At 69.2% G+C, this 12,885-nt stretch carries 13 protein-coding genes; 12 read left to right on the top strand and 1 reads right to left on the bottom strand.

Annotation, left to right across the window (positions count from 1 at the left end):
- Positions 1 to 212 precede the first annotated feature (212 nt).
- The 12 genes from ACFW16_RS31335 to ACFW16_RS31280 all read left to right on the top strand — a co-directional run bounded on the left by ACFW16_RS31335 (position 213) and on the right by ACFW16_RS31280 (position 12,004).
- Positions 213 to 1,211, top strand: coding sequence for an ABC transporter permease (locus tag ACFW16_RS31335; RefSeq protein ID WP_380312705.1), 999 nt, complete (start codon positions 213 to 215; stop codon positions 1,209 to 1,211).
- A gap of 12 nt (positions 1,212 to 1,223) precedes the next feature.
- Positions 1,224 to 2,132, top strand: a complete 909-nt coding sequence (locus ACFW16_RS31330; RefSeq protein ID WP_380312702.1) for an ABC transporter permease — start codon at positions 1,224 to 1,226, stop codon at positions 2,130 to 2,132.
- 47 nt (positions 2,133 to 2,179) lie between these two features.
- Positions 2,180 to 3,160 (top strand): ABC transporter ATP-binding protein, encoded by a 981-nt coding sequence (locus ACFW16_RS31325; RefSeq protein WP_380312700.1) that lies wholly within the window; start codon positions 2,180 to 2,182, stop codon positions 3,158 to 3,160.
- A 1-nt stretch (position 3,161) separates the two neighbouring features.
- Entirely contained in the window at positions 3,162 to 4,166 is a 1,005-nt protein-coding gene (locus tag ACFW16_RS31320; RefSeq protein WP_380312697.1) for an ABC transporter ATP-binding protein, read from the top strand.
- Positions 4,167 to 4,218: 52 nt separating this feature from the next.
- Positions 4,219 to 5,181 (top strand): mannonate dehydratase, encoded by a 963-nt coding sequence (locus ACFW16_RS31315; RefSeq protein WP_380312695.1) that lies wholly within the window; start codon positions 4,219 to 4,221, stop codon positions 5,179 to 5,181.
- A gap of 14 nt (positions 5,182 to 5,195) precedes the next feature.
- Positions 5,196 to 6,035, top strand: a complete 840-nt coding sequence (locus ACFW16_RS31310; protein WP_380312693.1) for an NAD-dependent epimerase/dehydratase family protein — start codon at positions 5,196 to 5,198, stop codon at positions 6,033 to 6,035.
- Positions 6,036 to 6,044: 9 nt separating this feature from the next.
- On the top strand, positions 6,045 to 7,256 hold the full coding sequence (gene manD / locus ACFW16_RS31305; protein ID WP_380312690.1) for a D-mannonate dehydratase ManD: 1,212 nt from the start codon (positions 6,045 to 6,047) through the stop codon (positions 7,254 to 7,256).
- Positions 7,257 to 7,261: 5 nt separating this feature from the next.
- Complete coding sequence (locus ACFW16_RS31300) at positions 7,262 to 8,413, top strand: mandelate racemase/muconate lactonizing enzyme family protein (RefSeq protein WP_380312687.1); 1,152 nt, start codon at positions 7,262 to 7,264, stop codon at positions 8,411 to 8,413.
- Between the two features lie 133 nt (positions 8,414 to 8,546).
- On the top strand, positions 8,547 to 9,434 hold the full coding sequence (locus tag ACFW16_RS31295; RefSeq protein WP_380312684.1) for an NAD(P)-dependent oxidoreductase: 888 nt from the start codon (positions 8,547 to 8,549) through the stop codon (positions 9,432 to 9,434).
- A complete protein-coding gene (locus ACFW16_RS31290; protein WP_380312681.1) occupies positions 9,431 to 10,267 on the top strand; it encodes an alpha/beta fold hydrolase in 837 nt (278 codons plus the stop codon). Before ACFW16_RS31295 ends, ACFW16_RS31290 begins: the two co-directional genes overlap by 4 nt.
- A 91-nt stretch (positions 10,268 to 10,358) precedes the next feature.
- Complete coding sequence (locus ACFW16_RS31285) at positions 10,359 to 11,489, top strand: helix-turn-helix transcriptional regulator (protein WP_380312679.1); 1,131 nt, start codon at positions 10,359 to 10,361, stop codon at positions 11,487 to 11,489.
- A 71-nt stretch (positions 11,490 to 11,560) separates the two neighbouring features.
- Positions 11,561 to 12,004: a DoxX family protein gene (locus ACFW16_RS31280; RefSeq protein ID WP_380312677.1), complete on the top strand. Its 444-nt coding sequence runs from the start codon at positions 11,561 to 11,563 to the stop codon at positions 12,002 to 12,004.
- 66 nt (positions 12,005 to 12,070) lie between these two features.
- On the opposite strand, the gene ACFW16_RS31275 is transcribed toward ACFW16_RS31280, so the two are convergent.
- Entirely contained in the window at positions 12,071 to 12,859 is a 789-nt protein-coding gene (locus ACFW16_RS31275) for a MetQ/NlpA family ABC transporter substrate-binding protein (RefSeq protein WP_380312674.1), read from the bottom strand.
- Positions 12,860 to 12,885: the final 26 nt, after the last annotated feature.

The following is a 12,885-nucleotide window of genomic DNA, read 5'->3' as shown; positions in this document are numbered from 1 at the left end:
GGGCAGGGGGAGGGGTCTGCGCGCGGCCGCGCGCGAATGGGCAGAGAACAGGTCCCGGGATCGGAACCGGATCGCCGGAATTCAAGCCGGCCTCAACCGCGAAAACTCCCTTCCCCTAACCCCCTCCCGCGAGGGGAGGGGGGACTCGTTCTTCTTTTGGTCGACCGATCGGATTCGAACCCATCCCGCTCCAAGACAGCAGGATCGTCCCAGTGACCCTCAAGCTCATCATCCGCCGTCTTCTCTTCCTGGTCCTGGTGGTCTGGGCCGCCTCGACGATCGTCTTTTTCATCCCGCGCCTGTCGAGCCGCAACGCGCTGCGCGAGCGCTTCGGCGAGCTGGCCCGCACCGGCGGCTTCTCGCCGGCGGACCTGGAGAAGATCATCGCCTCGATGCAGCAGCAGTTCGGGCTCGACCAGCCGCTGTACCACCAGTACTGGACCTATCTCGGCAACATCCTGCGGATGGATTTCGGCTATTCGCTGTACCGCTACCCGTCGACCGTGGCCGACCTGCTGGCGCAATCGCTGCCCTGGACCATCGGCCTGCTGCTGGTCACGACGGTCCTCAGCTTCGTCATCGGCAATCTGCTCGGCGCCGTCGCCGCCTGGCCGCGCGCCCCGCATTGGCTCCGGGCCTTCGCCACGCCCTTCATCCTGCTGACCGGCGTGCCGCCGGTGATCATGGGCATCCTGCTGCTGTTCTTCATCGGCTTCCGACTGAAATGGCTGCCGCTCGGCGGCGCCTATTCGGTCGGGGTGGTGCCGAACTTCTCCCTCGACTTCGTCCTCGACCTGCTGCGGCACCAGGTGCTGCCGGCGCTGGCCCTGATCTTCGGCTCGGTCGGCGGCTGGGTGCTGTCGATGCGCGGCATGGGCGTCACCATCCAGGGCGAGGACTATGTGAACTTCGCCGAGCACAAGGGCCTGACCGGCGGCCGGATCTTCCGCGACTACTATCTCCGCAACGCGATGCTGCCGCAGGTGACCGGGCTGGCCCTGGCGCTCGGCACCGTCGTCACCTCGGCCATCATCGTCGAGGGGCTGTTCGGCCTGCCGGGCATCGGCAGCATGCTCAACCTTGCCATCCGTGCGAACGACTTCCCGACCATCTACGGCATCGTGATCTTCATCACCATCGCCGTGGCGGTGCTGATGACGGTGGTTGAATTCCTCTATCCGCTGCTCGACCCCCGCGTCCGGCATTCGTGAGGAGCGAGAGACATGTCTATCGCCGCGCTGTCGCCGCCCGCCGAAGCCAGGATCGAACGCCCGGGCAGCCTGGTCCTGGTGCTGCGCTATCTGCGCCGCAACAAGGGGCTGGCGCTGGGCGTGCTGATCCTGCTCGGCCTCGCCGCCTTCACCATCATCGGGCTGATGACGATCAATCCGAAGGACGCCTATCCGCTGTCGGTGGCGGTGAAGAAGCCGCCGAGCCTGCGCTATCCCTTCGGCACGGATTTCTTCGGCCGCGATCTCCTGGCCGCCATGGTCGTGGGCATGTGGCAGACGGCCTTCATCGGCTTCGTCGCCGGCGGCCTCGGCACGCTGATCGGCGTCGTGCTCGGCTTCATCGCCGCCTATTTCGGCCGCTGGACCGATGCGATCATCCGCACGGTCTGCCAGATCCTGACACCGATCCCGGTGCTGCTGATCCAGGTCGTGATCGCCGGCTCGCTCGACAAGCGCGACGTCACCATCGTCACCATGGCGCTGATCGTGGTGCTGCTGGCCTGGATGGGCCCGACCCTGGTCATCCGCGCCCAGGTGCTGACGATGAAGGAACGGCAATTCGTCGCCGTGGCGAAGCTGTCGGGCGTCAGCGATCTCGGCATCATCTTCAAGGAGATCCTGCCCTGCCTGCTGCCCTTCATCGCCGCGGCCTTCGTGGCGCAGGTGTTCTCGGCCGTGTTCGCGGCCTTCTACCTCGCCGTGCTCGGGCTCGGGCCGCTGCGTGAGCCGCTCCTGGGCAACATCATCTGGGCGGCGCAGTCGCAGGGTGCCTTCTTCAATGGCTGGTGGTGGTGGCCGATCATCCCGTCGGTGGCGATGATCCTGATCCTCGGCTCGCTCGCCCTGATCAATATGGGGCTCGACGAGCTGGCCAATCCCCGCGTGCGCAGGTCGGAGTGACGGCGATGGATGTGACGCTCGCGCCGCCCCCCGAACGGACCAAGGCCATGAACCGACCAGCCGCGGCACCGGTCCTCGATGTCCGCAACCTCGAAGTGACCTACTACACCGACTCCGGCCGCGCCAAAGCGCTCGACGATGTCAGCTTCACGCTGAATGCCGGCGAGAAATTGGGCATGGTCGGCGAATCCGGCTCGGGCAAGAGCACGCTGGCGCTGGCCATGATGCGGATGATCAAGCCGCCGGGCCGGATCGAGGGCGGCGCGGTGATCGTCGGCGGCGCCGATCTGATGGCGCTCGACGCGGAAGGGATGCGCCGGGCGCGCCTGTCCCGCATCGCCTATATCCCGCAGGGTGCGATGAACTCGCTCAACCCGGTGATGCGGATCGGCGCCCAGATGGTGGACGCGGTGAAGTCGCATCTGCCGGGCGAATCCCGCGCTTCCATCGAGGCGCGCTGCAAGCGGGCGCTGCAGTCGGTCGATCTCGATGCCGGCGTCTACCGCATGTATGCCCATGAGCTGTCGGGCGGCATGAAGCAGCGCGTCTGCATCGCCATCGGCATCCTGCTCGACCCCCACGTCATCATCGCCGACGAGCCGACCAGCGCGCTCGACGTCGTGACCCAGCGCCAGGTGATGGAGACGATCGACACTGTTCAGAAGGCGATCAACGCCGCGGTCATCCTGATCGGCCACGATATGGGGCTGATGGCGCAGTTCGTCGACAAGGTCGCGGTGATGTATGCCGGGCGGCTGGTCGAGGTCAGCACGGTCCGCGAGATGTTCACGGAGCCGAAGCATCCCTATTCCCAGGCGCTGATCGAAAGCCTGCCGAGCCTGGAGAACAAGGGCGTGTTCCGCGGCATCCCCGGCCTGGCGCCGTCGCTGCTGCGGCTTCCGGGCGGCTGCGCCTTCCATCCGCGCTGCGCCAGGGCCATGGCCGTCTGCGGCACGGCGCGGCCCGAGCCGCGCATCCTGGCCGGCGGCCGGGGCGTCACCTGCCACCTCTATGACGGGAATGCCTGAGATGGCCGATCTGCTGCGGCTCGAGCACGTCTCGAAGACCTATACCCGTGGGCTGGTCAACACGCAGATGACGGTGGCGCTGCGCGACATCTCGCTGACGCTCAGGGAGGACGAGCCGACCATCCTGACCGTGGCCGGGGAGAGCGGCAGCGGCAAGACCACGCTCGCCATGCTGCTGCTCGGCTTCATCGCGCCGTCGACGGGCCGGATCATCTATCGCGGCCAGGACGTCTCGACCCTCCGCGGCAAGGAGAAGATGGCCTATCGCCGCGAGGTGCAGGCGGTCTTCCAGGATCCCTTCGCCGTCTTCAACCCGTTCTACACGGTCGACCATCTGCTGACCGTGCCGATCCGGAAGTTCCGCCTGGCGACATCGAAGGCGGATGCACGCCGCAAGATGGAGGAGGCGCTGACCGCCGTCGGGCTTCGCCCCGAGGATATCCTCGGCCGCTTCCCGCACCAGCTGTCCGGCGGCCAGCGCCAGCGCATCAACGTCGCCCGCGCCCTGCTGCTGAAGCCGCGGCTGCTGATCGCCGACGAGCCGGTGTCGATGGTCGACGCGTCGCTTCGCGCCACGATCCTCGAAACCCTGCGCAACCTGCAGCGCGACCACGGCGTCTCGATCATCTATGTCACGCATGACCTGACGACCGCCTATCACATCGCCAAGTCGATCATCGTGCTGTATCGCGGCGCGGTGATGGAGGCGGGGGATGTCGACCAGGTGATCAAGGACCCGCAGCACCCCTACACGCAGCTGCTGGTGGACTCGATTCCCTGGCCCGACCTCGACCGGCGCTGGGGCGCCCAGCCGATCAAGGCGCGCGAGGCCGGTGTCGGCACCGACGGATGCCGCTTCCGGCCGCGCTGCCCGAGGGCGATGGAGGCCTGCGGGGCGGAGCCGCCGCTGTTCCGGATCGGTGATCGCCAAACCGCCTCATGCTTCCTTTACGATCGGCAGCCTCAGGTCGTGCAGGAGCGCCTGTCGGAGCTGCTGCCCGCCTGACTTCGCCGACCGTCATCCTTCACTGCCCAGCCTCTCCGGGATCCTCACCACCATGCTCGAAATCGCCGAATACATCAGTCCAACGCCGACGCCCGTCTGGAAGCTGGCGCGCCAAGCCGGGGTCGACCTCGCCGTCGGCGGCCTGCCGCCCGATGACCTGCTGCAGGGCGAGGCGCCGTGGGACCTGGGGCCGCTGCAGCGCCTGAAACAGCGCTACGAGGACGCCGGCTTCACCCTGAAGGTGATCGAGGCGCGCCCGCCGCTGAACCAGGCGAAGCGCGGCCTGCCGGGGCGGGACGAGGAGATCGCGACGGTCTGCACGCTGCTGCGGAACATGGGGCGGCTCGGCATCCCGGTCTGGTGCTACGAATGGATGACCGACTTCAACTGGGTGCGCACCAACCTGGCGACGCCCTCGCGCGGCGGCTCGGTGGTCACCAGCTTCGACATCGCCGACGTGCCTGACGACCTGACGAGCAACCCGCCGATCGGCGAGGACGAGCTCTGGGTCAATCTCGACCACTTCCTGAAGACGGTGCTGCCGGTCGCCGAGGAGGCGAAGGTGAAGATCTCGATGCATCCGGACGATCCGCCGCTGTCGCCGATCCGCGGCGTCGGCCGGATCATGCGCAGCATCGACAACTACCGGCGCCTGATCGAAAGCGTGCCCAGCCCGATGAACACGATCACGCTGTGCCAGGGCAACTTCACGCTGATGACCGACGATCTGCCCGGCGCCATCCGGTCCTTCGGCAAAGCCATCTCCTTCGTCCATTTCCGCGACGTTCAGGGCACGCCGGAGGCGTTCCGGGAGACATGGCATGACGCCGGCAAGACCGACATGCTGGCCTGTATGCGCGCCTATCGCGACATCGGCTTCGACGGCGTGCTGCGCCCCGATCACGTGCCGACGGTCGAGGGCGACAGCAACGAGCATGCCGGCTACTCCGCCTTCGGCCGGCTCTACGCCATCGGCTATATCCGCGGCCTGCACCAGTCGGTCTACGGCGCGTGAGCGGGGAGGGGACGATGGACACCACAACGGCCACCATTGCGCTGACCGGCGGCAGCGGCCGGATCGGCCGCGCCATCGCGGCGGCGGCGCTGCGCCGCGGCCACCGCGTCGTCAGCATCGACCGCGCCGCGCCGGCGGAGGCGCCGGAGAATCTCCGCTTCGTCCAGGCCGATATCGGCGACTACGACGCGCTGGTCGAGGCCTTCCGCGGCTGCGACACCCTGATCCACATGGCGGCCATTCCCTCGCCGGGCCACCACCCCGACCATATCGTCCACAACAACAATGTGGTCGGCAGCTACAACGCCCTGCGCGCCGCGATCGAGGTCGGCATCAGCCGGATCGTCCAGGCGTCCAGCGTCAATGCGATCGGCCTGTCCTTCAGCCGGGAAGCGCATTTCGACTACCTCCCGCTCGACGAGGCGCATCCGAACTACACCGAGGAGCCGTACTCGCTGTCGAAATGGATCTGCGAGCAGCAGGCCGACACCTTCGCCCGCCGCTACAGCGACATCCGCATCGCCAGCATGCGCTTCCACCTGGTGGTGGATGAGCGCGCCCAGGCCGGGGCCGTTTACGGCTTCGCCACCAAGGAGGCGTCGAAGCATCTCTGGGCCTACACGCTCTACGAGGCGGCGGCGCGGGCCTGCCTGCTGGCGCTCGACGCGCCGTTCCAGGGCCATGAGGTGTTCTACATCACCGCGCCGGACACGGTGATGGATATCCCGAGCCTGGAGCTCGCCGCCCGCTTCTTCCCGGACGTGCCGATCCGCGGTGACCTCGGCGGCAACCGCAGCTTCTTCTCGACGGCCAAGGCCGAGCGGCTGCTCGGCTGGCGCCACGACCCCGACTGAGGTGCTTCCATGAAGATCCAGGACGTCAAGGTCATCGTCTGCTCGCCCGGGCGCAACTTCGTCACCCTCAAGATCGTCACCGACGAGGGCCTCACCGGCATCGGCGACGGCACGGTGAACGGGCGCGAGCTCGCGGTCGTCAGCTACCTCCAGGACCATGTCGCGCCGCTGCTGATCGGGCGCGACCCGGCGCAGATCGAGGACATCTGGCAATATCTCTATCGCGGCGCCTATTGGCGGCGCGGGCCGATCACCATGGCGGCGATCTCGGCCGTCGACATGGCGCTGTGGGACATCAAGGCCAAGGCGGCCAACATGCCGCTGTACCAGCTGCTCGGCGGCGCCTCGCGGCAGAAGGCGATGATCTATTCGCATGCCCAGGGCATGACGATCGAGGAGGCCGTCGACGCCGTCGGCCGGAAGCGCGACGAGGGCCATGTCGCGATCCGCTGCCAGGTCGGCATCCCCGGCCTGCCGGCGATCTACGGCACCGGCAAGGGGGCGAAGCAGGGCATGGGCGGCATGGTCGAGGCCCTGCCGCATGAGGAGGTGTGGTCGACCTCGAAATACATGAACCACATCCCGAAGCTGTTCGCCCGGCTGCGGGACGTCTATGGCGACGACCTGCACCTGCTGCACGACACGCATCACCGCCTGACGCCGATCGAGGCGGCGCGGCTGGGCAAGGATCTGGAGCCGTTCCGGCTGTTCTGGCTGGAGGACCCGGTGCCGGCCGAGCTGCAGGAGGGCTACCGCCTGATCCGCCAGCACACCACGACGCCGATCGCGCTGGGAGAGGTGTTCAACACGATCTGGGATGCGCGGCTGCTGATGGAGGAGCAGCTGATCGACTATATCCGCGCGACCTCGGTCCATGCCGGCGGCGTGACCGGCCTGCGCCGCATCTTCGATTTCGCCTCGGTCTACCACATCCGCACCGCCTGCCACGGGCCGATGGACGTCTCGCCGGTGGCGATGGGCGCGAACGCGCATATCGATCTCTGGGTGCCGAATTTCGGCATCCAGGAATTCTCCGGCTACACCCCGCTGATGCACGAGGTCTTCCCGCATTCCTGGCAGCAGGAGGGCGGCTACATCCATCCGGGCGAGGCGCCGGGGCACGGCGTCGACATCGACGAGGCGCTCGCGGCGAAGCATCCTTATCAGCGCGCCTACCTGCCGGTGAACCGGCTGGAGGACGGCACGCTCTGGCACTGGTGACCGACATGAAGATCTCCGCCATCCGCGCCTACCCGGTCTGGGTCGGCACGCGCAACCAGCTGATCGTCAAGGTCGAGACCGACCAAGGCCTGTCCGGATGGGGCGAAAGCGGCCTCTCCGGCCGGGAGAAGGCGGTGGTGGGCGCCATCGAGCACTACCGCGAATTCCTGATCGGCCGCGATCCGTTCCGGATCGGCGCGCTGTGGCAGGAGATGTATCGCAGCCAGTATTTCGAGGGCGGCCGCGTGCTGCAGGCGGCGATCTCGGCGATCGACATCGCGCTCTACGACATCCTCGGCAAGGCGCTCGGCGTGCCGGTCTACCAGCTGCTGGGCGGCAAGCAGCGCGACCGGATCCCGACCTTCGCCACCACCTCGGCCCCGCCGGGCGAGGCGATGGTCGAGCAGGCGCGGGCGCTGATCGCCGCCGGCTGGACCGCGATGCGCCTGTCGCCCTCCGGCCATGGCGGCAGCACGGTCTACGAGCCGCGCGAGCATATCGCCACGACGGCCCGATGGTGCGTCAGGGCGCGCGAGGCGCTGGGCGACGAGGTCGTGCTCGGCATCGACCTGCATCACCGCCTGTCGGTGGCGGAGGCGGCGAGCTTCTGCCAGAAGATGCCCTCCGGCACGCTCGATTTCCTGGAGGAGCCGATCCGCGACGAGACGCCGGAAGCCTATGAGGCGCTGCGGCGGATGGTCGACGTGCCCTTCGCGATCGGCGAGGAATTCGCCTCCAAATGGCAGTTCCTGCCCTACATCGAGCGCAACATCCACCAGTTCAACCGCATCGACGTCTGCAATGTCGGCGGGCTGACCGAGGCGATGAAGGTCGCCGGCTGGAGCGAGGCGCATTACGTCGACATGATGCCGCACAACCCGCTCGGCCCGATCTGCACGGCGGCGACGGTGCATTTCGCCGCGGCCGTCCCGAACTTCTCCTGGCTCGAGACCCGGACCTCGACGGCCGAGCAGCTCGGCTTCGACGATGCCGAGCTGTTCCCGGTCCAGCCGCAGATCGAGAACGCCCACTATCCGGTGACGGATGCGCCCGGCCTCGGCGTCGAGGTGAACGAGGAGGCGATCAAAAAGCAAAGCTTCAAGTTCTGGGAAGCGCCGCATCTGAGGCGCAAGGACGGATCGGTGACGAATTGGTAGCCCTCGGCCAGCTCGACGGACCGGCCGCCGTTAAAGCCATCATCCCATACGGGCTGGCAAGCGGCCCGGCGCTTTGTAGGATGTAATCCAGGGCGGGGCGGTCCCGCCGCATGGTGACGGAGAGAGCAGGAGCATGGTCGATATCGCCTATCTCGGTCTCGGCCTGATGGGCCGGGGCATGGTGCGCAACCTGCTGAAGGCGGGGCACCGCGTGCAGGCCTGGAACCGCAGCGCGGTGGGGCTGCCCGAGGAGATCACCGCCCATCCCGGCTTCGCCCGCGCCGCCTCGGTGGCGGAGGCCGCCGCCGGCCGCGACCGCGTCATGCTCTGCGTCACCGGGCCGGACGCCCAGCGCGCCGTGCTGCTCGGCCCCGACGGCGTCTTCGCCCATGCCGCCCGGGGCGCGGTGGTGATCGACAGCACCACCACCGATCCGGCGGTGTCGCGCAGCCTGGCGGAGGCGGCGGCGCAGGCGGGCCACGCCTATCTCGACGCCCCGGTCTACGGCAGCAAGGATCAGGCCTGGGACGGCAGCATCGGCTTCATCGTCGGCGGCGACGCCGCGGCGCTGCAGGCGGTGCGCCCGATCCTGGAGGCGGTGTCGGGCGGGGTGCACCATCTCGGCCCCAGCGGCGCCGGCGCGGTGATGAAGCTGATCGGCAACCTGCTGTCGGCGGCGCAGTTCGCGGCGCTCGGCGAGGGACTGGCCCTGGCCCGCAAGAACGGGCTGGCGGCCGAGGGCGTGATCGAGGTGCTGGACCGGTTCGGCGGCTCCTCCGGCGTCATCCGGGGCGCCGCCCGCAAGACCCTGGCCGACGACTTCTCGCCGGCCTTCCATCTCAAGAACATGGCCAAGGACATCGGGCTGATGCTCGATCTTGGCCGCGCCAGCGGCGTGCCGATGCCGGGCACGGCGCTGACGGCGGAGCTGTATCGGGCCGCGCTCGTGGCCGGCTATGGCGAGCTGCAGGCCAATGCCGTGCACAAGGTGCAGTTCCGCCTCGCCGGCATCGAGGAATGAGCCTCTCCGGTCCCGCGCATCCGGCCACGGCCGGCGGCGTCCGCACCGAGCTGACGGTGCTGGCCGACGGCCGCCCGATCCGCTATCGCCGCATGGGCGCGGGCGGCGGCGTCCCGATCGTCATGGTGCACGGCTTCGCCGGCGAGCTCCTGACCTGGGCCGCCAACCAGGTGCCGCTCGCGGCCCGGCACACGGTCTACGCGCTGGACCTGCCGGGCCATGGCGGTTCCTCCAGGGACCTCGGTTCAGGCGGCGTGCCCGGCCTGGCCGAGGCGCTGCTGGCCTTCCTCGACGCCGTCGGCGTCGACCGCGCGCATCTGGTCGGCCATTCCCTGGGCGGGGCGGTGGTGCTGCGGGCGGCGCTGTTCCGGCCGGGCCGCGCCGCCTCACTGACCCTGGTCGCTCCCGGCGGGCTGGGCGAGGAGGCCGACACCGGCTTCATCGACCGGCTGCTCGGCGCCGACGATCCGGCGGCGCTGGCGGCGGCGCTGCGGCCGCTCTACGCCGATCCCGGACTGGTCACTCCGGCGCTGGGCGAACTGGTGCTGACGGCCCTGCGCGGCCCGGGCATGCGTGAGACGCTGCGCGGCCTGGCCGACCAGTGCTTCGCCCCGGGCCGCCAGCGCCTGGTGCTGCGCGACCGGCTGGCGGAGCTGGCGATGCCGGTGCAGGTGCTGTGGGGCACCGACGACGCCATCCTGCCGGCGCATCAGGCCCGCGGCCTGCCGCCCGCGGTGGCGGTGCATCTGCTCCCCGGCCAGGGCCACATGCTGCCGATCGAGGCTGCGGCCGAGGTCAACCGCCGGATCGAAGGAATCGCGGCGGGCGGGTGATTCTGTCGCGGCCGGCGGCGGCGGGCGGCGCTTGCCGCGACCGGCCGGACGGGCTTGAGTCGGACGGCAGTCGGAACGCGGCGGAGGCCGCATGGACACTTTCGAACAGCTCAACGATCTGATCGGCCGCATCTACGATGCCGGGGCCGACCATGTGGCCTGGCAGCATGTCCTCACCGACATCTGCCGCTGGACCGGCGGCGAGGTGGCCCAGATCCTGGTGCTGGAATCCGCCGCGGCCGTACCCGTCTTCAACGTCGCCGTCGGCTACGACGCGGCCGCCCATGCCCGCTATCTTCGGGACTATGCGCTGGAGGATCCGCGCCTGCCGGCCTGGCGCCGCCTGCCGCCGACGGTCCATCTCTGCCACGAGGTGGTCGACCCGGCCTGGTTCGACCGTCAGGATTTCGGCGCGTTCCTGGACGAGAATGGCTGCCGCTGGACCATGGGTGCCATCGACCCCGTCTTCGATGGCGTCGCCGGGATGAGCGTGCGCCGGCCCCGCCGCGCCGGGCCGTTCACGCCGGAGGAGGGGCGGCGCTTCGGCCTGCTGGTGCCGCATATCCGTCGCTCGCTGGCGCTGGTCCAGCGGCTGGACGGGCTTGCCGCCCGGGCCCGGCTTGCCGAGGACGTGCTCGACCGGCTCGACCGGGCCGTGGTCCTGCTGGCCGCCAACGGCCGGGTGGTGCATGTCAACGCCATGGCGGACCGGCTGTTCGAGGCCGGCCGGCTGCAGCTGCGGGGCAACCGGCTCGACTCCGCCGACCCGGCCGAGGCGGTGGCTCTGCGCGCGCTGATCGCGGCGACGCTGGACCCGCGGCCCGGTGGCGGGTCCGTCAAGCTGCTGTCCGGCACCGCCGGGGCGCCGCCGCTGATCGCCAGCGGTTGCCGCCTGCCGGACCGGCGTCCAGCCGCCGTCGCCGCGCCGCAGGCCGTGGCGGCGCTGTTCCTGACCCGGCTCGGGGCCAGCCGCGACGATTTCGGCCAGGTGCTGCCGGCCCTGTTCGGCCTCAGCCGGGCCGAGGTGCGGCTGGCCGCGGCCCTGCATGAGGGGCTGTCGCTGTCCGAGATCGCCGGGCAGCTCGACGTCAGCCGCGAGACGCTGCGCACCCAGCTGCGCTCGGTCTTCGACAAGACCGGTACCCGGCGCCAGGGGACGCTGATCCGGCTGCTGGGCGACCTCGCCCGCGAAAGCCGGCTGGCGCGCCGCGCCGTGCTGTGACGGCGGACACGGCGCGGCCACAATGATGCGGTTAGCTTGGCGGCATAACGACAGCACAAGCGAACCGTTTCATGTCCTCGACCATGGTCATACGCAACACCGAGCGGAATTCAGGGCTCGATCTCGTGCAACTCGCCGGGCGCCTCTGCCTGGCGCTGGTGTTCTTCGCCGCCGGTATCTCCAAGATCCCGGAATGGGCCTCGATGGTGGCGATGGTGCAGAGCCGCGGCCTGCCGGAGCCCGAGCTGCTGCTCGGCGGCGCCGCGGCGCTGCAGATCGTCGCCGGCGCCCTCCTGCTGCTCGGCTGGCACACCCGGCTCGCGGCCCTGGCCCTGGCCGGCTTCACCATCGTCGCCACCGTGCTCTTCCACGGCTTCTGGGACGCGCCGCCGGACCGGTTCGAGCTCGATTTCGCGATCTTCATGAGCAACCTCGCCGTGCTCGGCGGCCTGCTGTTCATCGCCGGCACCGGCGGCGGCCGCCACTCCCTCGACAGCGGCCCGGGCGAGGATTGAGCCGCAGGGCAGGAAGGGCGCGCGACCCCGCGGCCGCGCGCCCTTCGCGTCAGATTCTCTCCGCGCCTACCAGCCGGCGATCACGGCGCCCTTGAAGCGATCCGCCAGAAACTGCTTCACCGCGTCGGTATGATAGCTCTCGACCAGGGTCTTGACCCAGGGCTCGTCCTTGCGCGCGGTCTGCACTGCGATGATGTTGACATAGGGGCTGTCCGCCGCCTCGCGCAGGATCGCGTCCTTGGCCGGGTCGAGGCCGGCCTCGACCGCGTAGTTGGTATTGATCGCCGAGATGTCGGTGTCGTCCAGCGACCGCGGCAGCTGCGCCGCGTCCAGCTCGACGATCTCCAGCTTCTTCGGGTTCTCGGCGATGTCGGCCACGCTCGGCTTCAGCCCGACGCCGTCGGCCAGTCTGATCAGGCCGGCGGACTGCAGCAGCAGCAGGACGCGGCCGCCATTGGTCGGGTCGTTCGGGATGCCGACGGTGGCGCCGTCGCGCAGCTCGCCGATCGCCTTGATCTTCTTCGAGTAGATGCCGATCGGAAAGGTGACGGTGTTGGCCACCTTGCTGATCTTGTAGCCGCGCTTATCGATCTCGTTCACCAGATAGGGCTCGTGCTGGAAGGAGTTGGCGTCGAGCTCGCCGGAATCGAGCGCGGCGTTGGGCACGACATAGTCCGAGAACTCGACGATCTCGATGTCGAGGCCCTTGGCCTGCGCGATCGGCTTCACCTGCTCCAGGATCTCGGCATGCGGTCCCGGCGTGACGCCGATCTTCACGGTCTCGGCGAATGCCGCCCCGGCGCCGCCCGTGGCCAGCGCGAGCGCCGCCGCGGCCAGAATCGTCTTCAGGCTCATTGTCTTCCCCTCATATCAGAAAGCCC

It is taken from the genome of Inquilinus sp. NPDC058860, from assembly GCF_042743185.1.
Classification (GTDB): Bacteria; Pseudomonadota; Alphaproteobacteria; order DSM-16000; family Inquilinaceae; genus Inquilinus.
The sequence above is the reverse complement of the archived record's forward strand: the minus strand, read 5'-3'. Positions and strand labels throughout refer to the sequence as shown.

Bases quoted from the DNA above. Each gene is read 5' to 3' on its own strand.
- ACFW16_RS31330 (WP_380312702.1), top strand. From the start codon at position 1,224: ATGTCTATCGCCGCGCTGTCGCCGCCCGCCGAAGCCAGGATCGAACGC.
- ACFW16_RS31325 (WP_380312700.1), top strand. From the start codon at position 2,180: ATGAACCGACCAGCCGCGGCACCGGTCCTCGATGTCCGCAACCTCGAA.
- ACFW16_RS31320 (WP_380312697.1), top strand. From the start codon at position 3,162: ATGGCCGATCTGCTGCGGCTCGAGCACGTCTCGAAGACCTATACCCGT.
- ACFW16_RS31315 (WP_380312695.1), top strand. From the start codon at position 4,219: ATGCTCGAAATCGCCGAATACATCAGTCCAACGCCGACGCCCGTCTGG.
- ACFW16_RS31310 (WP_380312693.1), top strand. From the start codon at position 5,196: ATGGACACCACAACGGCCACCATTGCGCTGACCGGCGGCAGCGGCCGG.
- manD (WP_380312690.1), top strand. From the start codon at position 6,045: ATGAAGATCCAGGACGTCAAGGTCATCGTCTGCTCGCCCGGGCGCAAC.
- ACFW16_RS31300 (WP_380312687.1), top strand. From the start codon at position 7,262: ATGAAGATCTCCGCCATCCGCGCCTACCCGGTCTGGGTCGGCACGCGC.
- ACFW16_RS31295 (WP_380312684.1), top strand. From the start codon at position 8,547: ATGGTCGATATCGCCTATCTCGGTCTCGGCCTGATGGGCCGGGGCATG.
- ACFW16_RS31290 (WP_380312681.1), top strand. From the start codon at position 9,431: ATGAGCCTCTCCGGTCCCGCGCATCCGGCCACGGCCGGCGGCGTCCGC.
- ACFW16_RS31285 (WP_380312679.1), top strand. From the start codon at position 10,359: ATGGACACTTTCGAACAGCTCAACGATCTGATCGGCCGCATCTACGAT.
- ACFW16_RS31280 (WP_380312677.1), top strand. From the start codon at position 11,561: ATGTCCTCGACCATGGTCATACGCAACACCGAGCGGAATTCAGGGCTC.
- ACFW16_RS31275 (WP_380312674.1), bottom strand. From the start codon at position 12,859: ATGAGCCTGAAGACGATTCTGGCCGCGGCGGCGCTCGCGCTGGCCACG.